The organism is Methylobacterium trifolii, from assembly GCF_022179685.1.
Lineage (GTDB): Bacteria > Pseudomonadota > Alphaproteobacteria > Rhizobiales > Beijerinckiaceae > Methylobacterium > Methylobacterium trifolii.
Genome location: NZ_BPRB01000049.1, coordinates 1 through 23,587 on the forward strand (window position 1 = coordinate 1; position 23,587 = coordinate 23,587).

The following is a 23,587-nucleotide window of genomic DNA, read 5'->3' on the forward strand; positions in this document are numbered from 1 at the left end:
CCACCCCCACCTCCGGCTCCTCCCCGCAAGGGGGAGGAGAGGCCAGTCGAGCAGGTCGCGTCCGATCTGCCCCGAGCACCGAACCCTGCGAGACGACGATGGCGAGCGAATCGATCGAAACCTTCCTCGACGGGCTGGCGAGTTCGGCCCCCACCCCCGGCGGCGGCGGGGCCGCGGCCATCTCCGGCGCCATGGGGGCGGCGCTGGTGTCGATGGTGTGCAACCTCACCATCGGCAAGAAGAAGTACGTGGAGGTCGAGGCCGAACTGAAGGACGTGCTCGCCAAGTCCGAGGGCCTGCGGGTGGTCCTCACCGGCATGATCGCCGAGGACGTGGCCGCCTTCGACGCGGTGATGGGTGCCTACGCCCTGCCGAAGGGCAGCGACGAGGAGAAGGCGGCGCGGGCGGACCGGATCCAGGCGGCCCTCAAGGTCGCCACCGACGCCCCACTCGCCTGCTGCCGGGCCTGCCGGGCGGTGATCGACCTGTCCGCGATCGTGGCCGAGAAGGGCAACCTCAACGTCATCTCGGATGCGGGCGTCGCCGTGCTCTCGGCCCATGCCGGCCTGCGCAGTTCGGCGCTCAACGTCTACATCAACGCCAAGGGCCTCGACGACCGCGACTTCGCGGACGAGCGCCTCCAGGAGCTCGAAAGCCTGCTGGCCGATGCCGGGGCGCTGACCGAGAAGGTCTACGAGGTGGTCAAGGCCAAGGTGAATTGAACCGCGGGCCAGCATCCGTCATCGGGCGACGGGGCTCGCGATAGTCCAGACTCCGAGGCTCGACCGCCGGTAGCAGTCGGGCCCAAGATATGTTGCGCTGCAAAAATGAATACGCCAAGCATTCCGGGCGCCGTCAAGGCGAACTGGATCGCGGTGTAAAAAGATTTGACGAGCAGCGGCCCTCCCGAAAACCGGACTGATCGGGTAGACCTGCATCGAAGAACACGGAGGAGGCCGGAATGGACGTGCACGAGTATCAGGCCAAGGAGCTTCTCGCGAGCTTCGGCGTCGCCGTGCCGAAGGGCGCCGTCGCCTTCAGCCCCGACCAGGCGGTCTACGCCGCGACCGAACTCGGCGGCTCGTTCTGGGCGGTCAAGGCCCAGATCCATGCAGGCGCCCGGGGCAAGGCCGGCGGGATCAAGCTGTGCCGGACCTACAACGAGGTCCGTGACGCCGCCCGCGAACTGCTCGGCAAGCGCCTCGTCACCCTGCAGACCGGCCCCGAGGGCAAGCCGGTGCAGCGCGTCTACGTCGAGACCGCCGACCCGTTCGAGCGCGAACTCTATCTCGGCTACGTGCTCGACCGGAAGGCCGAGCGGGTCCGGGTCATCGCCTCGCAGCGCGGCGGCATGGACATCGAGGAGATCGCGGCCAGCGAGCCCGAGGCCCTGATCCAGGTGGTGGTCGAGCCGGCCGTCGGCCTGCAGCAGTTCCAGGCCCGCGAGATCGCCTTCCAGCTCGGGCTGAACATCAAGCAGGTCTCGGCCGCGGTGAAGACGATCATGAACGCCTACCGGGCGTTCCGCGATTGCGACGGCACCATGCTGGAGATCAACCCGCTGGTCGTCACCAAGGACGACCGGGTGCTGGCGCTCGACGCCAAGATGTCCTTCGACGACAACGCCATGTTCCGCCGCCGCAACATCGCGGACATGCACGACCCCTCGCAGGGCGACCCGCGCGAGGCCCAGGCCGCCGAGCACAACCTCAGCTACATCGGGCTGGACGGCGAGATCGGCTGCATTGTCAACGGCGCCGGGCTCGCCATGGCGACCATGGACATGATCAAGCACGCGGGCGGGGAGCCCGCCAACTTCCTGGACGTGGGCGGCGGCGCCTCGCCGGAGCGGGTCGCCACGGCCTTCCGGCTCGTGCTCTCGGACCGCAACGTCAAGGCGATCCTGGTCAACATCTTCGCCGGCATCAACCGCTGTGACTGGGTGGCGGAGGGGGTGATCCAGGCCGCCCGCGAGGTGAAGATCGACGTGCCGCTGATTGTGCGGCTGGCCGGCACGAACGTCGAGGCGGGCCAGAAGATCCTGGCCGAGAGCGGTCTCGACCTGATCACCGCCGACACGCTGTCGGAGGCCGCCAAGAAGGCGGTCGACGCCTGCAACGCCGCCAAGCGCTGAAATTCCGGGAGATCACGCCATGAGCATTCTCATCGACGAGAAGACCCCGATCATCGTCCAGGGCATCACGGGCGACAAGGGCAGTTTCCACGCCAAGGAAATGATCGAGTACGGCTCGAACGTCGTCGGCGGCGTCACCCCCGGCAAGGGCGGCCGGACGCATGTGGGCGTGCCGGTGTTCAACACCGTCAAGGAGGCGGTGGCGGCCACCGGCGCCACCACCTCGATCACCTTCGTCGCCCCGCCGTTCGCCGCCGACGCGATCATGGAGGCCGCCGATGCCGGCCTGAAGCTGGTCTGCTCGATCACCGACGGCATCCCGGCCCAGGACATGATGCGGGTGAAGCGCTACCTGATGCGCTACCCCAAGGACCGGCGCACCATGGTGGTCGGCCCCAACTGCGCCGGCATCATCTCGCCCGGCAAGTCGATGCTCGGCATCATGCCCGGCCACATCTACCTCAAGGGCAACATCGGCGTGATCTCTCGCTCGGGCACGCTGGGCTACGAGGCCGCCTCGCAGCTGAAGGCGCTCGGGCTCGGCATCTCGACCTCGGTGGGCATCGGCGGCGACCCGATCAACGGCTCTTCCTTCCTCGACCACCTCGCCCTGTTCGAGCAGGATTCCGACACGGCCGCGATCCTGATGATCGGCGAGATCGGCGGTCCGCAGGAGGCCGAGGCCTCCGCCTGGATCAAGGAGAACATGAGCAAGCCCGTGATCGGCTTCGTGGCCGGGCTCACCGCCCCGAAGGGCCGCCGCATGGGGCATGCCGGCGCCATCATCTCGGCGGCCGGCGACAGCGCCGCCGAGAAGGCGGAGATCATGCGTTCCTACGGCCTCACCGTCGCCCCCGATCCCGGCTCCTTCGGCGAGACCGTGGCGCAGGTGATGGGCAAGCGCGCGGCGTGACCGCACCGACCCCCTCCCCCCTCTGCGGGGGAGGGTGCCTCGCGGATGCGAGGCGGGAGAGGGGCCGGCACAGGTCCATCCGGATACGGCGCACCCCGCTCCCGACCCTCGCGCGAGCCGAGGGCCACCCTCTCCCGCAAAAGGGAAAGGGAGAACCGCGCGATCTGCCCGTCCCCGCGGTCCTCGATGCGAGTCCCTGAAAGGGCCATCTCATGATCAAGACCCTTCACGCCTCCCCCGGCACCGCGGACGAGAACGCCTTCGCGCCGCCCGTGATCACCGGCACCTCCTCGAAGGAGGCCCTGGACATCCTGTTCCACGCGCTCCTCGACGTGGCGCGCCGGCACGAGCCGGAACTGGAGGCTGTGCTGCACGGCACCGCCGACATCTCGAACTTCACGCCCGAGATGCTCGCCCGCGCCCTCCAGGTGCAGGGCATCTGGTTCCAGCTGCTCTCCATCGCCGAGCAGAACGTCGCCATGCGCCGCCGCCGGCAGGTCGAGCGCAGCGAGGGCCGGGCCGCGCTCGGCGGCTCCTTCGCCCGTGTGCTGGCCCAGGCCGCCGACAGCGGCATCGCGGCGCCGCAGATCCACGCCCTGCTCAAGGACCTGCGCATCCGACCGACCATCACCGCCCACCCCACCGAGGGCAAGCGCGTGACGGTGCTGGAGAAGTTCCGGCGCATCTACCTGACCCTGCGCGAGCTCGAACTGCCCCGCTGGACCGAGCGCGAGCGCAACGGCCTGATGAACGAGCTGCGCGACCAGATCGAGCTAGTCTGGATGACGGGCGAGCTGCACCTGGAGAAGGCCACCGTCGAGCGCGAGGTGGCCTGGGGCCTGCACTTCTTCGACGAGACCCTGTTCGAGATGCTGCCGGAGGTGCTCTACTCCCTGGAGGAGGCCCTGGCGCAGTACTACCCCGACGAGACCTTCGAGGTGCCGCCCTTCTTCCAGTTCGGCTCCTGGATCGGCGGCGACCGCGACGGCAACCCCTACGTCACGGCCAGCGTCACCCGCGAGACCCTGAAGCGCAACGCGCTGGCCTCCCTGCGGCGCTACCGCGACGGCGTCACCCATCTCGGCCGGGTGCTGTCGCTCACCGAGCGCGCCATGCCGGTGCCCGAGACCTTCCGCGGCGAACTCGCACGCGCGCTCGCCGAGAGCGGCGACGGCAAGGCGATCGCCGGGCGCAACCCCGGCGAGGCCTACCGCCAGTTCCTGACCTGCGTCCTGCGCAAGCTCGAAGCCACGATCCGGCGCAACGAGGGCGGCCGGCCTTCCGGGCCGGACTACCCGAGCGCGGACGGCCTCATCAACGACCTGCGCGTGCTGGAGCAGGGGCTCTCGGACGCCAAGTGCACGTCGCTCGCCACCGACCTCGTGCGCCCGGTGCGCCGCATGGTCGAGATCTTCCGCTTCTCCACCGTGCGCCTGGACCTGCGCGAGAACACCACCCGCACCACCGAGACCCTGCACGCCCTCTGGGCCCAGCAGCACGGCGGACGGAGCCCGCCGGAGCTGCAATCGGCCGCCTGGAAGGAGTGGCTGCTCACCGAACTCGCCCGCCCGCGCAACCCCGAGCGCTCCTTCGACGACCTGCCGGACGCCGCCCGCGAGACCCTGGCCACCTTCGCCCTCGTCGGCGAGATGCGCGAGCAGCTCGACCGCGAGGCCTTCGGCGCCTTCGTCCTGTCGATGACGCGCTCCGTCGAGGACGTGCTCGGCGCCTACCTGATCGCCAAGGAAGCCGGCATCTACCTGGATACGGCGGGCACCGAGATCTGCCCGCTGCCGATCGTGCCCCTGTTCGAGACCATCGACGACCTGCGCGCCGCGCCCGCGATCATGAAGGAGCTGCTCGGCACGCCGGTGGTGCGCCGCTCCACCCGCTGGCAGGGCGGGGTGCAGGAGGTGATGATCGGCTACTCGGATTCGAACAAGGACGGGGGCTTCGTCGCCTCGAACTGGGAGCTGTACAAGGCGCAGTCCAAGCTCACGGCGCTCGGCCAGGATGCGGGCGTGCCCATCGCCTTCTTCCACGGCCGCGGCGGCTCCGTCAGCCGGGGCGGCGTGCCGACCAAGCGCGGCATCGACGCCCAGCCGCCCGGCTCGATCAACGGCCGCTTCCGCACCACCGAGCAGGGCGAGGTGGTCTCGTTCAAGTACGCCAACCGCGGCACCGCCGCCTACCAGATGGAGCTGCTCGCGGCTTCCGTGTTCGAGCACGCCCTCCAGAGCGAGCGCCATGCGGCGGCCCAGCCCCGCAACGCCTTCGACGACGCCATGGAGGCCCTCTCCGGCGCCTCGCGCGCGGCCTACGTCAACCTGCTGCAGACGGAGGGGCTGGTCGACTATTTCCAGGCGGCGAGCCCGCTCGACGAGATCGCGCTGCTCAACATCGGCTCGCGCCCGGCCCGCCGCTTCGGCGCCCGTTCCTTGAGCGACCTGCGCGCGATCCCCTGGGTCTTCGCCTGGTCGCAGAACCGGCACGTCGTGACCGGCTGGTACGGGGTCGGCTCCGGCATCCGCAGCTTCCTCGACGTGCGGGGCGAGGAGGGCGAGGCCACCCTCAAGCGCCTGTTCGAGGAATCGCGCGTGTTCCGCCTCGTCCTCGACGAGGTGGAGAAGACCCTCCTGATGGTCGACCTCGACATCGCCCGCGACTACGCCGGCCTCGTCGCCGACCAGGGGGTGCGTGAGCGGATCTTCTCGCGGATCGAGGCGGAATACGCGCTGACGCGCGAGATGGTCCTGCGCGTCAGCGGCGGCGCGGAGCTCGCCGAGCGCTATCCCCTGTTCCGCGACCGGCTCAACGGGCGGCTGCCGACCATCAACCAGGTCAGCCGCGAGCAGGTCGAACTCCTGCGCCGCTTCCGCAGCGAGACGGACGAGGACCGCCGCGAGGCGGTCAAGTCCGCCCTGCTGCTGTCGATCAACTGCATCGCCGTCGGCTTCGGCGCGACGGGGTGAGGAGACCCATGCCGGCGGCCGCGCAGGCCGACGGAGTCGGACCGGGACATGCGCGGAGAAGCGCCCTAGCTTTTCCGCGTATCCCATATTCCCAACCAGGAGACCCAAGACCGATGAGCTTCACCCTGATCCAGCAGGCCACCCCGCGCCTGCACCGCTCGGAACTCGCCGTGCCGGGCTCGAACCCGACCTTCATGGAGAAGTCGGCCTCCTCGAAGGCCGACGTGATCTTCCTCGACCTCGAGGACGCGGTGGCCCCCGACGACAAGGAGCAGGCCCGCAAGAACATCATCCAGGCGCTCAACGAGATCGACTGGGGCAACAAGACCATGATGATCCGCATCAACGGTCTCGACACCCACTACATGTACCGCGACGTGGTCGACATCGTCGAAGTCTGTCCGCGGCTGGACATGATCCTGATCCCCAAGGTCGGCGTGCCGGCCGACGTCTATGCCATCGACGTGCTGGTGACGCAGATCGAGCAGGCCAAGAAGCGCGAGAAGCCCCTGGGCTTCGAGGTGCTGATCGAGACAGCGCTTGGCATGGCCAACGTCGAGGCGATCGCGACCTCGTCCAAGCGCCTGGAGGCGATGTCCTTCGGCGTGGCCGACTACGCCGCCTCGACGCGGGCCCGCGCCCAGGTCATCGGCGGCGTGAACCCCGACTTCAGCGTGCTCACCGACAAGGACGAGTCCGGCGCCCGCCAGACCCACTGGCAGGACCCGTGGCTGTTCGCCCAGCAGCGCATGCTGGTCGCCTGCCGCGCCTACGGTCTGCGCCCGATCGACGGTCCCTTCGGCGACTTCTCCGATCCCGACGGCTACATCTCGGCCGCCAAGCGCTGCGCGTCGGCGGGCTACGAGGGCAAGTGGGCGATCCACCCCTCGCAGATCGATCTCGCCAACGACGTGTTCACCCCCTCCGAGGCCGAGGTCACCAAGGCGCGCCGCATCCTCGAGGCGATGAAGGAAGCCGCCAAGGCCGGCCGCGGCGCCGTCTCGCTGGACGGCCGCCTCATCGACATCGCCTCGATCCGCATGGCCGAGGCGCTGATCGAGAAGGCCAACGCGATGACGGCGAAGTAGTTTTTTCGGACTTTTTCGACTGCGCCAGCGGCCGCGCCGGGATGTCCCGGAGCGGCCGTTCTTCGTCCGGGCGATCGTCGCCCGGCGCTCCTTTCCGATCCCCTCCGGCACCGGCCACGACCTTGGCCGTTGTCTTCACGCCCCCGCTTTCCGCGAGCGGGCACGATGCGCGGCGCCGTCTCGCGCCACACGGGAGTTCACACCATGCACGTCACCATCGAGCACGCCGAGACGGCGATCCGCGCGGCCCGCGACAAGGCGGCCGAACTCGGCACGCAGATGTGCATCGCGGTCGTCGATTCCGGCGGCAACCTGAAGGCGTTCTACCGGATGGACGGGGCCTGGGTCGGCTCCATCGACATCGCGCAGAAGAAGGCCAAGACCGCCGTGTTCTTCGGCATGATGACCGGCCAGATCGGCCAGCTGTCGCAGCCCGGCGGGCCGCTCTACGGCATCGAGCACTCGAACGAGGGGCTGATCACCTTCCCCGGCGGCATCCCGATCGTGGACGCGGACGGCGAGATGTCCGGCGCCATCGGCGTCAGCGGCTCGACGGTGGAGAACGACCACGCGGTGGCCGAGGCAGGCGCCAAGGCCATCGGCAACACCGAACTGCCGGCCCATCCCTGGCGGACCTGACGACACCGTCGCCGGAGGCGCCCCGCCTCCGGCCGACATCGAAGGATCGGGCCGGCATCGGGAACCGTGCCCCTTCCCGATGCAGACGTGATCGTATCGCACGCAATCCTCTCGACGCCATGTCCATATTGGCGGCATTCCAAGGCTCTTTGTCCATCGCGAAGATTTGATTTATACTGTGTACCGATTGGCGGCACGATCCGGACATTGCAAGGTCGGGCGCCTCGCCACGCGCATTCGGCCCTCTTCGTCGGGAGTGTTCGATGAGATCGTTCCGTTCGCTGCTCGCGCTCTCCGGTCTGGTCGCGGGGACGCTCTCGGGGCCGGCCCTGGCCTGCGGCTTCGTGGAAGCCCCCGTGGGCTGCGAGGAGGCGGTGCCGACCGGCGCGGCGCAGTGGATGCTCAAGCACGTCGTCGCCGCGGTCGAGCACGACAAGCCCACGGCCCTCGCTCGGTTCGCCAAGGGCGAGGCAGGCTTCCGCACCGCTGACACCTACGTGTTCTGCGTCGGCCCGGACGGGGTGATGAGCGCGCATCCCAACCCGATCCTGCAGGGTCAGAACGTGCGCGACCTGCACGATTCCACCGGCAACTACTTCATCGCCCGCATGCTGGAGACGGCCAAGGCCGGTGAGGTCTCGGTGATCCGCTACCTGTTCCCGAAGCCGGGCAGCACGGTGGCCGTGCAGAAGACCACCTACTACACCCGTGCCGGCGACCAGATGTGCGGCGTCGGCGTGTACGACACGGATGCCGACGCGAGCCCGGAGACACCGGCCGGCCGGCTCGCGCAGCTTCGCCAGCGCCTCGACGCGGGCATGCCCGCGAGCCTGCGCGCGGACTGGACGGCCTTCATCGAGGCGCTGAACCAGCAGAACGGAGTCCAGGGCGCCGCCGTGGCCAAGGCCCGCGACAGCCTCCGGGCCGCCGAACTCGCGCTAGCCCCCGCAAACCTCGCGACGCCGGACGATTGATCGTAGCCTGCGGCCGGCCGGGGAGAACCAGCGGTTAAGCCTACCGCTCTATCACGGGGCATCAGCCACGCGTCGCGCGAAAAGGAGCGCCGATGACCCGTGAACAGGTCGCAGACGCCCTGCGGCGGCTCACCGCCGCGCAGGTCGAAGACATCGAGCGGGCCGTCAAGGACGGCCACAAGACCATCGCCCTGAACGAGTTGGCCGACCTGAACCGGCAGCTCAAGGCCTTCGCCGCCGCCCTCAGGAAGGCGCCCCTCAGGGCCTGAACGCCGAACGCCGCGCCCGGGGTACGGGCGCGGCGCAGAAATCGTGAATCGCGGACCCTACCAGCGGGGCCCGTCCCAGCCCCAGCGGCGGTGCGGGAACCCGTCCCGCGGCGGGGGGCCGTCGAAATCCGGGCGGTGGCGCGGGCCGCCCTCGAACCCGGACGGCTCGTCGCAGACGCGGACCCGGCGCAGGACCGGCTCGCCGTCCTCGTCGAACCGGCGCTTCACGAAGACGCGGCAGGCATCCGGCGGCGGCACGAAGCGCGGCCCGGCGGAGAAGCGGGGGCCGCGGAACTCCGGCTCGGGCGGGGGAGGGGGCGGCAGGCGCCGCTCGTAGCCGCCGCCGTAATCCGGCCGGGGCGGGGCATAGCCCCCGTCGAAGTCGGCGGCGAGTGCCGGGGCGGCGGCGAGCGCCAGGATGCCCAGCCCGGCAAGGCGGAGTCCGGTGAGACGTGCGCGGCTGAAGGTCGACACGGTGGAAGCCCTTTGGCGACTGGCGGCCCGCGGGGATCGCGGCCGTCGATGCAGGATCATGGCTCGCCGATCCTGAACCAGTCCGCGCCGCACCTGTTCTCAACCGTTCAGCTTGGATCGGCCCTTGGCCGGGGCCGGCCCGTGTGGCATGTTCACTTTATGTTCCAGACGAGGTCCGCGATGCAACCCCAGACCAGCACGCCGCCGGCCTCGCCCACCGTCGAGGCCATCGCGAACGCCTATCTCGTGGCGGCACGGGGCGATGCGGGCCTCGCCCTGCGCCGGATCATCCTCGACGCCCTGACCGACCTGTGCGAGGCCGAGCGCCGGACGCTGCGCCGGGACCGGCTGATCTCGCACGGCTACGTCCGCGGCGGCCTCGACCGGGGGGCGGCGGCCGACGATCAGTCCGGCCTCGCGCCCTCGGCGGCCTTCGTCTCCTCCACCTCGGGGGCGACCTGCCCGTAATTCAGCACCGCGACCAGGGCGACGCCGCCGAAGACGTTGCCGATGAGCGTCGGCAGGAAGAACTTCTGGACGTAGTCGCCCATCGTGGCCGCCCCCGTCACCACGAGGTAGAAGGCTTCCACCGAGCCGGCGACGACGTGGGCGAGGCCGCAGAGCGAGACCAGCCAGGTCATCAGGGCGATGACGAAGGGCGCCGCCTGGCCGGTGGCCGGCAGGATCCAGACCATCAGCGCGATCATCCAGCCGGCGAAGATCGCCTTGATCAGCGTCGTCCCGAAGCCGAAGGCGACGGCGTGGTGGCTGATCTCGGCGAAGGCCGCGGTCACTTCCGGCTCGAAGGCGCCGGAATGGGCGAGCACCGCGGCGATGGCGGCGGTGGCCAGCAGGTTGCCGGCCAGAACGATGCCCCACAGGCGCAGCACCCGCCAGGCGGTCTTGGCCGAGCGGTCGTGCAGCAGGGGCAGGATCGGGGTGATGGTGTTCTCGGTGAACAATTGCTGGCGCCCGAGCACCACCACGAGGAAGCCGACCGCGTAGCCCATCGTGGTGACGAGCTTGGTCCAGTGCGCCTCCGGCAGGTAGGTCTTGAGCACGCCGGGCACGATCAGGGAGAGGGCGATGCTGAGGCCGGCGGCGAGCGCCGAGAGGAACAGGGCGCTCCCGTCTCGGCGCAGCTCCTCGTCGCCGTTGCGCCGGATGGCCTCGTGCAACAGGTAGGCGTCCGGCCGCCCGATCGCGGCCACGGCCTGCTTCAGCTCCTCCCGCTCGGTCTTCTCGGCCGCCCGGTGCTCCGCCATCGCTCACGCCTCCCCGAGGGTCTAGCGCCGCAGCCGCGCCACCAGCGCTTCGACCTCGGCGCGGGCCCGCGCGAGCAGGTCCGCATCCTTGCCGCGCACCACAATGCGGTTCTCGAAGCCGCTTTGCGTCATCGACGGGTAGGAGCCGATCGACAGGTCCGGGAACCGGCCGGCGATCGCCCCGAGATCCGCGGCATAGGTGCCCTCCGCCACGTTGCCGGCCACCACCGTCTCCGAGAGCACCTTCGCCCCGCTGGGCAGCGTCGGCCCGATCGCGTCGAGCATCGCCTGCATGATCGCGGGTACGCCCGCCATGACGAAGACGTTGCCGATGCGGAAGCCCGGCGCCTTCGAGATCGGGTTAGCGATCAGGTCCGCCCCGTCCGGGATGCGGGCCATGCGCAGGCGGGCGGGGTTGAGGTCCTCCGGCTTGTGCCGCTCCAGCAGCATCGCCTTGGCGCGAGGGTCCACGTCGATGCCGACACCGAAGGCCCGGGCCACGCAGTCGGCGGTGATGTCGTCGTGCGTCGGGCCGATGCCGCCGGTGGTGAACAGGTAGGTGTGGCGGGCGCGCAGCGCGTTGACCGCCTCCACGATCGCCTCGGCTACGTCGGGGACGATCCGCACCTCGCGCAGGTCGATACCCACCGCCGTGAGGTAGTCGGCGATCGTGCCGATGTTCTTGTCCTTGGTGCGCCCCGACAGGATCTCGTCGCCGATGACGAGGATCGCGGCCGTGATGGCGTCGGGGTCGGTGGTCATGGGCGTCCGTGTCGGGAGGGGCGTCGGTCGAACGGCAGATAGCGCGGGCCGTGGCGACTGCCACACGCCCAGGCTGTTCCACCGCGTCCGCGACGCCTAAAGCTGCGCCGTGCCCCGTCCGGACCGATCCCGATGAAGTTTCCCGCACCCCTGATCGAGGGCCGGCTGGTCCGGCGCTACAAGCGCTTCCTGGCCGACGTCGTCCGCGACGACGGCACGATGCTGACCGCCCACTGCCCCAATCCGGGCGCGATGATGGGCCTCGCCGACCCCGGCAACCGTGTGCTGCTCTCGCTCTCCCGGAACCCATCGCGAAAACTCGCCCACACCTGGGAGCTGGTGGAGGCGGGGCTGCCCGGCGGCCCGCAATGGGTCGGCGTCAACACGATGCGGCCCAACGCGCTCGTCGCGGAAGCTTTTGCCGCCGGCCGGCTCCCGGCCCTCGAAGCGTACACGGTGCTCAGGCCAGAGGTCCGCTACGGCACGGGCAGCCGGATCGACTTCCTGGCCGGCGGCGAGGGGGTGGCGCCCTGCCACGTCGAGGTGAAGAACTGCCACCTGATGCGGCAGGCGGGGCTGGCCGAATTCCCCGACTGCACGGCCGCCCGCAGCGCCCGCCACATGCTGGAGCTGGCCCGCGTCGTGGAGGCGGGCGGCCGGGCGCTGGTCGTCGTGGTGGTGCAGATGCAGGCGCAGGCCTTCGACGTCGCCCGCGACATCGATCCCGCCTTCGACCGGGCGTTCCGTGCGGCGCGGGCGGCGGGCGTCGAGACCCGTGCTTATCGCTGCGACGTGGACCGGGACGGCGTGAGCGTGGCGGAGGAGATACCGATTCTGACGCCGGCCTGACCTGCAGCCTCAGGCGGTCCGCTCGAACATCAGGTTCAGGCGCGAGCGGGCGAGTTCGCGGTAGCCGTGGCTCTCCAGGAGCTTGGGCAGGTCGAGCTGCCACTGGTCGGTGCCGTTCTCCACCAGGATCAGCCGCGGCAGCAGGGACGGGGGCGCCTCGCGCAGGAAGGGTTCGAGGATCAGGTCCTCGGCGCCCTCCACGTCGAGCTTCACCGCATCGATCCGGGTCAGCCCCTCGCCGCGCACGAGGTCGAGGAGCGTCACCGCCGGCACCTTGATCTGCGCGCCCTCGTTGGTGCCGACGATCTTCAGGCTGGATTCGCCGCGGTTGCGGGGATCGATGAACAGCGTCAGCTCGCCCCCCTTGTCGGCCACCGCGCAGGCGACCGCCTTGATGGTGTGGAACGGGTTCTGGGCGATGTTGTAGCTCAGGCGGTCGAACACGTCGGGCTGGGGCTCGACGGCCACGATCCGGGCGCCGGGCCCGGAGAAGGCGGCCACGCAGAGCGCGTAGGCGCCGATATTGGCGCCGATGTCGAGGAAGACGCAGTCCGGCCGGAGGCGCTCCTGCAGGACCGCGCGCTCCTCGGGATCGAAGAATTGCGGCGTGAACAGCACCTTCTTCTCGCAATTGTTGTTGTAGGGATGCAGCCGCATCCGCGCGCCGTAGCGCGTCACGTCGAGCGGCTTGCCGCGCAGGAGCGAGATCGCGATCCGGCGCAGCAGCAGGGCGAGCCGCCGCCCGCGCCACGAATCGGGCCGGATGCGCCCGGTGCGCCGGGTGATCGCCGCGACGAGGCCGACCGGGGCGTAGGTGCCGTAGGGCTGGGAATCCTTCATCAGGCGGGGTGATGCCAGCCGGGCCCGCCGCCTGCAAGCTCTCCCTGTCGCGCCAAGCACTTGCCGGCGCTCGGCGTTCGCTCCGCGCGGGCGTTTGCGCGTTGCCCCGGAGGCCGCGCCCGTTCTAAGCGGTGCGGCGGGCGTGATGGGTGAGCAGGCGATGCAGAGCTTCGATTCGGACGGCGTGCGGATCGCCTATGTCGACGTGCCGGCGGTCGGCGGCACGGGCGACCCGGTGCTGCTCATCCACGGCTTCGCTTCCAACCACGCGGTCAACTGGGTCAACACCCAGTGGGTACGGGCGCTGACGCAGGCCGGCTACCGCACCATCGCGCTCGACAACCGCGGCCACGGGGAGAGCGAGAAGCTCTACGATCCGGAGGCCTACAGCTCCGAGGCCATGGCCGGCGACGCCCTTGCCCTCCTCGACCATCTCGGCATCGGGCGCGCCGACGTGATGGGCTACTCGATGGGCGCGCGGATCACCGCCTTCCTCGCCCTCGACCATCCCGGCCGCGTGCGCTCGGCCCTGATCGGGGGCCTGGGCCTGCACCTCGTGGAGGGGCGCGGCCTGCCGGCCGGCATCGCCGAGGCCCTGGAGGCGCCGGCCGGCACGCCGGCCCCGAACCCGACGGCTGCCGCCTTCCGCACCTTCGCCGAGCAGACCCGCAGCGACCTGCGGGCGCTGGCCGCCTGCATGCGCGGCTCGCGCCAGACCCTGTCGCGGGCGGAGGTGGCGCAGATCGAGACGCCGGCCCTGGTCACGGTCGGCACCCTCGACACGGTGGCCGGCTCCGGGCCGGGGCTCGCCGCCCTGATGCCCGACGCCCGCGCCCTGGAGATCGAGGGCCGCGACCACAGCACGGCGGTGGGCGCCCGCGAGCACCGCGCCGGCGTGCTGGCGTTCTTGGCCGCGCGGGCGTGATTTTTTTCGTGTCGAAGGGGCGTTCGGCCGATCCGTCGGGCACTGTCCTTCCCCTTGCGGGGGAGGGAATCACGTTCCGGGACAGAGACTTATCGGGTGCCCCTCAGCTCTTCAGCCGGTAGCCGGTCCGAAAAATGTAGGTGACGAGGCCGAGGCAGACGGCCAGGAACAGACCCGTCATCGCCAAGCTGACGCCGATGCCGACGTCGGCCGTGCCGAAGAAGGCCCAGCGGAAGCCGCTGATCAGGTAGACGACCGGGTTGAGCAGGCTCACCGCCCGCCAGAACGGCGGCAGCATCTCGATGGCGTAGAAGCTGCCGCCCAGGAAGGTGAGGGGCGTGACGATGAGGAGCGGCACGAGTTGCAGCTTCTCGAAGCCGTCCGCCCACAGGCCGATGACGAAGCCGAACAGGCTGAAGGTCACCGCCGTCAGCAGCAGGAATCCCAGCATCCAGACCGGGTGCTCGATGCGCAGGGGCACGAACAGGGCCGCGGTGGCCAGGATGATCAGCCCGATCACGATCGATTTTGAGGCCGCCGCCCCGACATAGCCGAGCACCACCTCCACGGGGGAGATCGGCGCCGACAGGATCTCGTAGATCGTGCCGGAGAAGCGCGGGAAGTAGATGCCGAAGGAGGCGTTGGCGATGCTCTGCGTCAAGAGCGAGAGCATGATCAGGCCGGGCACGATGAACAGCCCGTAGGGCACCCCGTCCACCGCGCTGACCCGCGAGCCGATCGCGGCCCCGAACACCACGAAGTAGAGGGAGGTGGAGATGACGGGCGCCAGGATGCTCTGCATCGCCGTGCGCCAGAAGCGGCTCATCTCGAAGCCGTAGATGGCGCGGATCGCGGGCCAGTTCATGGACATGCCCTCACGCCCGTTCCCGGACCAGGTCGACGAAGATGTCCTCCAGCGACGACTGGCTGGTGCGCAGGTCGCTGAAGGTGAGGCCCGCGCCGGCCAGATCGGTGAGCAGGCGGGTGATGCCGGTGCGCTCGGCCTTGGTGTCGTAGGTGTAGACCAGTTCGCTGCCACCGGCCGCCAGGTCGAGCCCGTACTGGCCCAGGGCCGGCGGCACCTCGGAAATTGGCTCGTTGAGCTGGATCGTGAGCTGCTTGCGGCCGAGCTTGCGCATCAGCTCGGCCTTCTCCTCCACGAGGATGATCTCGCCTTTTCGGATCACGCCGATCCGGTCGGCCATCTCCTCGGCCTCCTCGATGTAGTGGGTGGTGAGGATGACGGTGACGCCCTGCTCGCGCAGCCGGCGTACCATCCGCCACATGTCCTGGCGCAGTTCCACGTCCACGCCCGCGGTGGGCTCGTCGAGGAACAGCACGCGGGGCTCGTGGGAGAGGGCCTTGGCGATCAGCACCCGGCGCTTCATGCCGCCCGACAGGGTCATCAGCCGGTTGTCGCGCTTCTCCCACAGGGAGAGGTCGCGCAGCACCCGCTCGATATGGGCCGGGTTCTTCGACAGGCCGAACAGGCCGCGGCTGAAGCTGACGGTGTTCCAGACGGTCTCGAAGGCGTCGGTGGTGAGTTCCTGTGGCACCAGCCCGATCGTCTTCCGGGCGCCGCGGTAGTGGTTCAGGATGTCGTGGCCGTCCACCGTCACCGTGCCCGTGCTCGGAGTGACGATGCCGCAGACGATGTTGATCAGCGTCGACTTGCCGGCCCCGTTGGGCCCCAGCAGCGCGAAGATCTCGCCCTTGGCGATCTCCAGGTTCACCGCGCGCAGGGCCGACAGGCCGGAGGCGTAGGTCTTCGACAGGTTCGCGATGGCGAGGATGGGCGGCATCTGTGCCTAAGCAGGTTCGCAAAAGTGGTCACCGGTTTTGCGACGAAAACCTGCGTCACTTCGAAGTGCCAAGCGGATCGTGTCGGCTTGCCGGCGCGATCCGCCTAGGCGCGGGGCAGCCCCCGAGGGCCGTTGGGGTGGGCCGCGCGTATAGCACGCTCAAAGGGAGGGCGAAGGGGCGCGAGGCCGCCTCATCACGGTGCCGTGCCGTAGCGCACAGCGGCGGCGGCGATCGTCAGGGCGGCCCGCCTCAGATCTCGATCTCGGTGCCGACCTCGACCACCTGGCGCGTCGGCACGCCGAAGAAGGCGCCGGTGCGTTCGGCGTTGCGCTGCATGAAGGCGTAGAGGCCTTCGCGCCAGGTCGCCATGCCGCGGTCGTCGCTCTTGGGGATGATGGTCTCGTGCCCGACGAAGACCGTGAGGTCGTCCAGCACGTGGGCCGGCAGGTGGCGGTGCGCGATGGCGCAGGCGAGCCCGTCCGGGACCGAGGCGTCCTCCATGAAGCCGTAGCGCAGGGTGACCCGGTAGAAGTTCGGCGCCAGGAGGGTGACGTGTCCGCGCTCGTTCTCCGGCACGGTCGGCGTCTCCTCGTACTGGGCGGAGACGATCAGGACGCGCTCGGGCAGGGCATGGCTGCGCTCGACGAAGCGGGAGAGGTGGAGGGGGATGCCGTGGGTGGCCGCCGACAGGAAGGCGCCGGTGCCGCGCACCCGCACCAGGTCCCGGTGCTGGAGGCCTGACAGGAACACGTCCTCCGGCTGGCGCAGGGAGGCGCGGGCCTGCTCGACGAGGTGGTTGCCCTTGCGCCAGGTCAGCATCATCAGCGCGACGATGCCGGCCAGCACCAGGGGAAACCAGCCGCCCTCCAGGAGCTTCACGCTGTTGGCGCCGAGGAAGACGAGGTCGATCACCAGGAAGAAGCCGTTGAGGGCGATGACGGCGTAGAGGTTGTAGCCCCACTTGTGGGCGATGAGGGCGGCCAGCAGCGTCGTGATCGCCATCAGCAGCGAGACCGCGATGCCGTAGGCGCCGGCCAGCGCATCGGAGGAGCCGAACACGAATACGGCGGTGAGCGTCGCGATGCCGAGCAGCCAGTTGACCGCCGGAACGTAGATCTGGCCGCGCTCGTCCGACGCCGTCTGGACGATGCGCATGGTCGGCAGGAAGCCGAGCTGGATCGCCTGCTGGGTGAGCGAGAACACGCCCGAGATGATCGCCTGGGAGGCGATGACGGTGGCGACGGTGGCGAGCCCGATCAGGGGATAGTGCGCCCAGTCCGGCGAGAGCCGGTAGAACGGGTTCTCGATGGCGTCGGGCTCGGCCAGCAGCACGGCCCCTTGCCCGAAATAGTTGATCACCAGGGCCGGCAGCACCAGGGCGAACCACGCGACCCGGATCGGCTTGGCGCCGAAATGCCCGAGGTCGGCATACATCGCCTCGCCGCCCGTGACCGCGAGGAAGGCGGCCCCCAGCATGGCGAAGCTGACGTGCCAGCCGGCATGGAACAGGAAGTCGATCGCCCGGAAGGGGTTGGCGGCCGCCAGGATCTCGGGGTTGTGCAGGATGCCGCCGAGGCCGAGCAGCGTCAGCACCGCGAACCAGACCAGCATCACCGGTCCGAAGATGCGGCCGATGAAGGCCACACCCTTGCTCTGGACCACGAACACGCCGATCAGGATCACCACGGTGATCGGCACGACGAAGCGGGCGAGCCCCGGCGCCTCGACCTTCAGGCCCTCGACGGCGCTGAGCACCGAGATCGCGGGCGTGATCGCCCCGTCCCCGTACAGGAGCGCGGCGCCGACCAGACCGACGACGAGGAGCAGCGCCTGCCAGGAGCCGGGCTTGGCGTGGCGGGCACCCAGCAGCGCCAGCATCGCCACGATGCCGCCCTCGCCGCGGTTGTCCGCGCGCAGGATCAGCACCGCGTATTTCAGCGAGACGATCAGGATCAGCGCCCACAGGATCAGCGAGACCGCGCCGAAGACGGCGATCGGCTCGGCCGCGTGGCCGCCGCTGCTGGCCGCGCGCACCGCCTCCTTGAAGGCGTAGAGGGGGCTGGTGCCGATGTCGCCGTAGACGACGCCCAGCGCCCCGAGCAGCAGGGCCGGCCGCAGGGTGCCCCGGGCAGCGTGATCGGACCCGTCCGGCGCGGCAGCTTCGGCTTGGCTCAACGGAGGGCTCCGGCGGATGGTCGGCTCAGGCAAGCAGTATGGGCCGGCGCGAGCGGGAAGCTAGCAGCCGGACGCGGGCCGTCCAGGCGGATTGACAGACTCTGCCGACGATATCGCGACAGAACGCGGTCGTGTGTCCCGCTATCCTCGGACGAGGGCTGCCAGCCCATCCGGACAGGGGCCGCCCCGCTCCAGGCAGAACACCGGCGCGGTCACCCGCAGCCGGATCGCCGCCGCCACGATCTCCGCGGGCGCTGGCGCATCCGGGCTCTCGCTGACCACCACCGCGCGGAGGGGAACGCCGTGGAGGCGCAGGGACTCGCAGGCCGTGAGCGCGTGGCTGATCGCCCCGAGATGGCTGCCGGCGACGAGGAGGGCCGGGACGTCTAGCGCCTTCAGCCAGTCGAGCCCGGTGGCCTCGTCCGTCACCGGGCTCATCAGGCCGCCGACGCCCTCGATCAGGAGGGTGCCCTGGGCCTGCGCCATCCGCTCCCGGCACCAGGCCGCGAGGTCGGCGAGGGCTAGCTCTCGGCCCTCGCGGGCGGCGGCCTGATCGGGGGAGAGGGGGGCGGCAAAGCGCCAGGGGGAGCAGGCCGCCACCGATTCGGGGCTCACCGGAATGCCCTGTGCGGCCAGGAGCCGGGCGGTGTCGCTGTCGGCGAAGGCCGGGTCGTCCAGGGGCGGCACGCCGCTCGCCAGGGGCTTCAGGGCCCATACCGTTCGCCCCTGCGCCCGCAGGCGGCGCGTGAGCGCGGCGGTGACGTAGGTCTTGCCGATCTCGGTGCCGGCGCCGGCGATGAAGAGGTGTCGGGGCATCGCATCCGGCTAGGGAGACGTCGCTCAATACGAGCCGTAGAACCTCTCTCCCCCTTGCGGGGAGGAGCCGGAGGTGGGGGTGGTGCAGAAGGCACCGCAGCGGTCTTTCCGGAGCCACCCCCACCCCTGCCCCCTCCTCGCAAGGGTGAGGGGAAGCGGGCCCTTTACAGTCCGAAGCGCTACGTCACGCCTGATAGCTGCCGTGGCAGTGCTTGAACTTTTTGCCCGAGCCGCAGGGGCAGGGCTCGTTGCGGCCGACCCGGCCCCAGGTCGCGGTGTCGGTGGGGTCGCGCTCCAGCACGGCGCCGTCCGCCGCCAGCGCGCCCGCGGCGTAGCCGTAGGCCGGCCCGCCGCCGCCGTCGCTGCCCGTGCCGCGGCCGGGGAAGGCCATCTCGTTCTCGCCGGTGACGGGGTCGAGGTGCTGGGCGAACATCTGCGGCAGGGCGGGGGGCTCGCCGGGGAACGGGCTGCCGCCCTGGTCCGGCTCCTGGAACATGATCTCGACGCGCGACAACTGCGTCGTCACCTGCTCGCGAAGCGCCGTGACGAGGCCGTTGAAGAGGTCGAAGGCCTCCGACTTGTACTCGTTGAGGGGGTCGCGCTGGGCGAAGCCGCGCCAGCCGATCACCTGCCGCAGGTGGTCGAGGGTGACGAGGTGCTCGCGCCAGAGGTGGTCGAGGGTCTGGAGCAGCACCTGCTTCTCGATATAGGCCGAAACCTCGGCGCCGTTCTTCTCGACGCGGGCGGAATAGCTCTCGTCGGCGGCCTTGCGCAGGCGCTCGCGCATCTCCTCGTCGGCGATGCCCTCTTCCTTGGCCCAGTCCTCCACCGGCTCCTGGAGGTTGAGCACCTCGGCCACGCGCTCGCGCAGGCCGGCGGCGTCCCACTGCTCGGCATAGGCGTTCTCGGGGATGTGGGTCGCTACGAGGTCGTCGATCACGCCCTGGCGCATCTCGTCCACGGTCTCGCGCACGCTCTCCTGGCCCATGAAGTCGCGGCGCTGCTCGAACACGACCTTGCGCTGGTCGTTCATGACGTTGTCGTACTTGAGCACGTTCTTGCGCATGTCGAAGTTGCGCGCCTCGACCTTCTGCTGCGCCTTCTCGATCGCCTTGTTGATCCAGGGATGGATGATCGCCTCGCCCTGCTCCAGGCCGAGCTTCTGCAGCATCCCGTCCATGCGGTCGGACCCGAAGATCCGCATCAGGTCGTCCTGCAGCGAGAGGAAGAACTTCGAGCGGCCTGGGTCGCCCTGGCGGCCGGAGCGACCGCGGAGCTGATTGTCGATCCGGCGCGATTCGTGGCGCTCGGTGCCGATGATGTAGAGGCCGCCGGGCAGGTCCTTCTTGCGCCCGGCCTCGGCGTCGGCCGGCTCGCCGGAGGCCAGCACCTTGCCGCGGTTGTCGGCGATCTCGGCCTTGATCGCCGCGACCCGCTCCTCGCGCTCGGGGCCCTCTGGCAGGTCGGCGAGCTCCTTCTCGACCCGCATCTCGACGTTGCCGCCGAGCTTGATGTCGGTGCCGCGGCCGGCCATGTTCGTGGCGATGGTGATCGCGCCCGGCACGCCGGCCTCGGCGACGATATAGGCCTCCTGCTCGTGGAAGCGGGCGTTCAGCACGGCGAAGCGCTTGGTCACGCGGCCCTCGCGGGCGGCCTTGTAGACGTCGGTGAGCGCCAGCGGGTCGGAATAGTCGAGCAGGCTGTAGCCGGCCTTCTTGAGGAGCTCGGCCAGCACTTCCGACTTCTCGATCGAGCCGGTGCCGACGAGGATCGGCTGGTGGCGCTGGTGCGCCCGGTCGATCTCCTCGATGATGCCCTGGTACTTCTCCTCGACGGTCCGGTAGACCTGATCGTCCTCGTCGACGCGCTCGACCTCCTTGTTGGTCGGGATGTCGACCACTTCGAGCTTGTAGATCTCGGCGAACTCGTCGGCCTCCGTCGAGGCCGTGCCGGTCATGCCCGCGAGCTTGTCGTAGAGGCGGAAGAAGTTCTGGAAGGTGATCGAGGCCAGCGTCTGGTTCTCGGGCTGGATCGTGACCCGCTCCTTGGCCTCGAGCGCCTGGTGCAAGCCTTCCGAGTAGCGCCGGCCCTGCATCATGCGGCCGGTGAACTCGTCGATGATGATCACCTCGTCGTTCTTGACGATGTAGTCCTTGTCCCGCGTGAACAGGGTGTTGGCGCGCAGCGCCTGGTTGACGTGGTGGACGATGCTGACGTTGTGCGCGTCGTAGAGGTCGCCCTCCTTGAGGATGCCGGCGACCCGCAGGGCTTCCTCGAGGTACTCGTTGCCCTCCTCCGTCAGGGAGACGGTGCGCTGCTTCTCGTCGAGGTCGTAATGCTCGCGCACGAGCTGCGGCATCAGGGCGTCCACGGTGACGTAGAGCTCCGAGCGGTCGTCCACCGGCCCGGAGATGATCAGCGGCGTGCGGGCCTCGTCGATCAGGATCGAGTCGACCTCGTCCACGATGGCGAAGTTGTGCCCCCGCTGCGCGAGCTGGGACAGCTCGTACTTCATGTTGTCGCGCAGGTAGTCGAAGCCGTACTCGTTGTTGGTGCCGTAGGTGATGTCGCAGGCGTAGGATTCCTTGCGCTGCTCGTCGTCCAGCCCATGCACGATGGTGCCGACGGTGAGCCCCAGGAAACGGTAGACCCGGCCCATCCACTCGGCATCGCGGGCGGCGAGGTAGTCGTTGACGGTGACGACGTGCACGCCCTTGCCCGAGAGGGCGTTGAGGTAGACGGCGAGCGTGGCCACCAGGGTCTTGCCCTCGCCGGTCTTCATCTCGGCGATGCCGCCCTCGTGCAGCACCATGCCGCCGATCATCTGCACGTCGAAGTGGCGCTGGCCGAGCACGCGCTTGGCGGCTTCCCGCACGGTGGCGAAGGCCGGCACGAGGATGTCGTCGAGGCTCTTGCCAGCCGCGAGTTCGCCCTTCAGCATCTCGGTGCGGGCGCGCAGGGCGTCGTCCGACAGAGCCTGGATCTCGGGTTCCAGGGCGTTGATCGCGGCCACGCGCGGGCGGTAGCCCTTGACGCGGCGGTCGTTGGACGAGCCGAAGATCTTCTTGGCGAGGGCACCGAGCATCGTGAACCTGCGGACGTGCGAACCCGTCGACGGCGTGCCGTCGCGGGCCGGGCTTGGCTGAGTTGGCCGGGCTTATAGAGGTAAATATCGGGGGGCGCATCTAAAAGAGGCCCCGGCCGGACAGGCCGCGACGGAGGCCCCGAACGGGCGGGCGGTCCCTCACGATCGGGTGTGCCGGGCCGGCCGATCCCCGCCGCCGCGCTTGCCTTCCGCGGCCTTGCGGGCCACCTGTGCCACCGGCTCTGCCATCGCCGTCCCGGCCCGTGGGGCGCCCGGCCCGCGAACAAGACCCTGCCCGAGGAACTCCCAGCCATGCCGAAGACCCTCCCCCTCTGGCGCGTGAGCGCCCTCGCGCTGGCGCTGGCCGTGCCGAGCCTCGCGGCGGCGCAGACGCCGACACCGGCGGCACCCGCGGTGGCGCCCGCCGCGCCGGTCTCGCCGGACGCGGTGGTGGCGACGGTGAACGGGAGCCCGGTCACGGCCGGCGACCTCGCGGTGGCGAGCGAGGACCCGGCCCTGTCGCTCCCCGGCGTGGACGAGGCGCAGAAGAAGGCGCTGCTCGTCGATTACATGGTCGACCTCAAGGTCGGGGCCCAGGCGGCCGAGGCCGCCAAGGTCGCCGACACGCCGGACTTCAAGCGCAAGCTCGCCTACTTCCGCGACAAGCTCCTGCTGGACGAATATCTGGAGCGCGAGGCCAAGAAGGCCGCCACCCCGGAGGCCGCCCGCGAGGTCTACGAGCAGACCGCCAAGATCATGAAGCCGGAGGAGGAGGCCCACGCCCGGCACATCCTGGTGGACAACGAGGCCGAGGCCAAGAAGATCGCCGGGCGGATCAAGGGCGGCGAGGACTTCGCCAAGGTCGCGGCCGAGACATCGAAGGACCCCGGCTCCAAGGCGGAGGGCGGCGACCTCGGCTGGTTCTCCAAGGAGCGGATGGTCAAGGAATTCGCCGACGCGGCCTTCAAGATGCAGCCGGGCCAGGTCTCGGACCCGATCAAGACCCAGTTCGGCTGGCACGTGATCAAGCTGGAGGAGAAGCGCACCAAGCCGACGCCGACCTTCGAGGAACTGAAGGAGCAGATCGACCAGCACCTGATCCGCAAGGCGCAGCAGGACCTGATCCTGAAGCTGCGCGGCGAGGCCAAGGTCGAACGCTTCGACGCGGCCGGCAAGCCGGTCGCCGCCCCGGCCCCCGACGAGCCGAAGAAGCCCTGAGGCGTGGGAAAGGGCGCCGCGCCTGCGGCGCCCGATCGGCTCAGTACGGAAGCTGGGGCGTCAGGTAGGAGGACGTCTCGGGCCTGGCGGCGGGCGTGATGCCGAGGGCCGCGAGTTCGCTGTCGCGGCGTCCGGACGCCATGATGTCCAGCACGGCGACGACGAGCCACGGACACGCGATCCCGATGAAGAACGCCATGTGATCCCTCGTGAAAGGCCGTCGCGCCAAGCTACGCCTCCTGCAAGATAACCCGCGGGGCCGGCTCGGCAAGCGGGTTTCGGTGCTTGAGGAAACGAATCTCATGCGAAATCCGATCGATCGCTTCGCGATGCGGATTTCGTCTTCGCTCAAGCGCCGCGCGGGCTTGGTGAGACCGTGACCGCTT

Annotated in this window: 22 protein-coding genes; 12 read left to right on the forward strand and 10 right to left on the reverse strand. The window is 69.8% G+C overall.

Going from position 1 to position 23,587, the window contains the following annotated elements:
• Window positions 1–98: 98 nt before the first annotated feature.
• The 8 genes from fchA (at window position 99) to COGEMETH_RS04090 (ending at window position 8,989) form a co-directional block, all read left to right on the forward strand.
• On the forward strand, window positions 99–722 hold the full coding sequence (gene fchA, locus COGEMETH_RS04055; protein ID WP_238181326.1) for a methenyltetrahydrofolate cyclohydrolase: 624 nt from the start codon (window positions 99–101) through the stop codon (window positions 720–722).
• 239 nt (window positions 723–961) lie between these two features.
• Window positions 962–2,134: a malate--CoA ligase subunit beta gene (locus COGEMETH_RS04060; protein WP_238181327.1), complete on the forward strand. Its 1,173-nt coding sequence runs from the start codon at window positions 962–964 to the stop codon at window positions 2,132–2,134.
• 19 nt (window positions 2,135–2,153) lie between these two features.
• Entirely contained in the window at window positions 2,154–3,047 is an 894-nt protein-coding gene (gene sucD / locus COGEMETH_RS04065; protein WP_238181328.1) for a succinate--CoA ligase subunit alpha, read from the forward strand.
• A 212-nt stretch (window positions 3,048–3,259) separates the two neighbouring features.
• The gene (locus COGEMETH_RS04070; RefSeq protein ID WP_238181329.1) at window positions 3,260–6,019 is read left to right on the forward strand and encodes a phosphoenolpyruvate carboxylase; all 2,760 of its coding nucleotides are present in this window, start codon (window positions 3,260–3,262) and stop codon (window positions 6,017–6,019) included.
• Window positions 6,020–6,132: 113 nt separating this feature from the next.
• The gene (locus COGEMETH_RS04075; RefSeq protein WP_238181330.1) at window positions 6,133–7,107 is read left to right on the forward strand and encodes an HpcH/HpaI aldolase/citrate lyase family protein; all 975 of its coding nucleotides are present in this window, start codon (window positions 6,133–6,135) and stop codon (window positions 7,105–7,107) included.
• 204 nt (window positions 7,108–7,311) lie between these two features.
• Window positions 7,312–7,746: a GlcG/HbpS family heme-binding protein gene (locus COGEMETH_RS04080; RefSeq protein WP_238181331.1), complete on the forward strand. Its 435-nt coding sequence runs from the start codon at window positions 7,312–7,314 to the stop codon at window positions 7,744–7,746.
• A gap of 263 nt (window positions 7,747–8,009) precedes the next feature.
• On the forward strand, window positions 8,010–8,720 hold the full coding sequence (locus tag COGEMETH_RS04085; RefSeq protein WP_238181332.1) for a cache domain-containing protein: 711 nt from the start codon (window positions 8,010–8,012) through the stop codon (window positions 8,718–8,720).
• Between the two features lie 92 nt (window positions 8,721–8,812).
• Window positions 8,813–8,989: a hypothetical protein gene (locus COGEMETH_RS04090; RefSeq protein WP_238181333.1), complete on the forward strand. Its 177-nt coding sequence runs from the start codon at window positions 8,813–8,815 to the stop codon at window positions 8,987–8,989.
• Window positions 8,990–9,046: 57 nt separating this feature from the next.
• On the opposite strand, the gene COGEMETH_RS04095 is transcribed toward COGEMETH_RS04090, so the two are convergent.
• Window positions 9,047–9,463 carry a hypothetical protein gene (locus COGEMETH_RS04095; protein WP_238181334.1) on the reverse strand — a complete coding sequence of 139 codons (417 nt, stop codon included), beginning with the start codon at window positions 9,461–9,463 and terminating at the stop codon, window positions 9,047–9,049.
• Window positions 9,464–9,643: 180 nt separating this feature from the next.
• Between COGEMETH_RS04095 and COGEMETH_RS04100 the strand changes: the two genes are divergently transcribed.
• Complete coding sequence (locus tag COGEMETH_RS04100; RefSeq protein ID WP_238181335.1) at window positions 9,644–9,931, forward strand: hypothetical protein; 288 nt, start codon at window positions 9,644–9,646, stop codon at window positions 9,929–9,931.
• Here COGEMETH_RS04100 and COGEMETH_RS04105 read toward each other — a convergent pair.
• Window positions 9,868–10,728: a formate/nitrite transporter family protein gene (locus COGEMETH_RS04105; protein ID WP_238181336.1), complete on the reverse strand. Its 861-nt coding sequence runs from the start codon at window positions 10,726–10,728 to the stop codon at window positions 9,868–9,870. The genes COGEMETH_RS04100 and COGEMETH_RS04105 overlap by 64 nt on opposite strands.
• A 21-nt stretch (window positions 10,729–10,749) precedes the next feature.
• Window positions 10,750–11,490 carry a competence/damage-inducible protein A gene (locus COGEMETH_RS04110; protein WP_238181337.1) on the reverse strand — a complete coding sequence of 247 codons (741 nt, stop codon included), beginning with the start codon at window positions 11,488–11,490 and terminating at the stop codon, window positions 10,750–10,752.
• A 132-nt stretch (window positions 11,491–11,622) separates the two neighbouring features.
• Here COGEMETH_RS04110 and sfsA point away from each other — a divergent pair, with 132 nt between their 5' ends.
• Window positions 11,623–12,339 carry a DNA/RNA nuclease SfsA gene (gene sfsA / locus COGEMETH_RS04115; RefSeq protein ID WP_238181338.1) on the forward strand — a complete coding sequence of 239 codons (717 nt, stop codon included), beginning with the start codon at window positions 11,623–11,625 and terminating at the stop codon, window positions 12,337–12,339.
• A gap of 9 nt (window positions 12,340–12,348) precedes the next feature.
• Here sfsA and COGEMETH_RS04120 read toward each other — a convergent pair whose 3' ends face one another.
• On the reverse strand, window positions 12,349–13,179 hold the full coding sequence (locus COGEMETH_RS04120) for an FkbM family methyltransferase (RefSeq protein ID WP_238181339.1): 831 nt from the start codon (window positions 13,177–13,179) through the stop codon (window positions 12,349–12,351).
• A gap of 160 nt (window positions 13,180–13,339) precedes the next feature.
• On the opposite strand from COGEMETH_RS04120, the gene COGEMETH_RS04125 reads away from it, so the two are divergent.
• Window positions 13,340–14,104, forward strand: a complete 765-nt coding sequence (locus COGEMETH_RS04125) for an alpha/beta fold hydrolase (RefSeq protein WP_238181355.1) — start codon at window positions 13,340–13,342, stop codon at window positions 14,102–14,104.
• 103 nt (window positions 14,105–14,207) lie between these two features.
• Here COGEMETH_RS04125 and COGEMETH_RS04130 read toward each other — a convergent pair whose 3' ends face one another.
• The 5 genes from COGEMETH_RS04130 to secA form a co-directional block, all read right to left on the reverse strand.
• Window positions 14,208–14,969 carry an ABC transporter permease gene (locus COGEMETH_RS04130; protein ID WP_238181356.1) on the reverse strand — a complete coding sequence of 254 codons (762 nt, stop codon included), beginning with the start codon at window positions 14,967–14,969 and terminating at the stop codon, window positions 14,208–14,210.
• Window positions 14,970–14,979: 10 nt separating this feature from the next.
• The gene (locus COGEMETH_RS04135) at window positions 14,980–15,906 is read right to left on the reverse strand and encodes an ABC transporter ATP-binding protein (RefSeq protein ID WP_238181340.1); all 927 of its coding nucleotides are present in this window, start codon (window positions 15,904–15,906) and stop codon (window positions 14,980–14,982) included.
• Window positions 15,907–16,156: 250 nt separating this feature from the next.
• Window positions 16,157–18,082, reverse strand: coding sequence for a potassium transporter Kup (locus COGEMETH_RS04140; protein ID WP_373875312.1), 1,926 nt, complete (start codon window positions 18,080–18,082; stop codon window positions 16,157–16,159).
• A gap of 141 nt (window positions 18,083–18,223) precedes the next feature.
• Entirely contained in the window at window positions 18,224–18,898 is a 675-nt protein-coding gene (gene bioD / locus COGEMETH_RS04145; RefSeq protein WP_238181341.1) for a dethiobiotin synthase, read from the reverse strand.
• A gap of 184 nt (window positions 18,899–19,082) precedes the next feature.
• On the reverse strand, window positions 19,083–21,983 hold the full coding sequence (gene secA / locus COGEMETH_RS04150; protein WP_238181342.1) for a preprotein translocase subunit SecA: 2,901 nt from the start codon (window positions 21,981–21,983) through the stop codon (window positions 19,083–19,085).
• 312 nt (window positions 21,984–22,295) lie between these two features.
• Here secA and COGEMETH_RS04155 point away from each other — a divergent pair, with 312 nt between their 5' ends.
• A complete protein-coding gene (locus COGEMETH_RS04155) occupies window positions 22,296–23,201 on the forward strand; it encodes a peptidylprolyl isomerase (protein ID WP_238181343.1) in 906 nt (301 codons plus the stop codon).
• Between the two features lie 40 nt (window positions 23,202–23,241).
• On the opposite strand, the gene COGEMETH_RS04160 is transcribed toward COGEMETH_RS04155, so the two are convergent.
• The gene (locus tag COGEMETH_RS04160) at window positions 23,242–23,400 is read right to left on the reverse strand and encodes a hypothetical protein (protein ID WP_238181344.1); all 159 of its coding nucleotides are present in this window, start codon (window positions 23,398–23,400) and stop codon (window positions 23,242–23,244) included.
• Window positions 23,401–23,587: the final 187 nt, after the last annotated feature.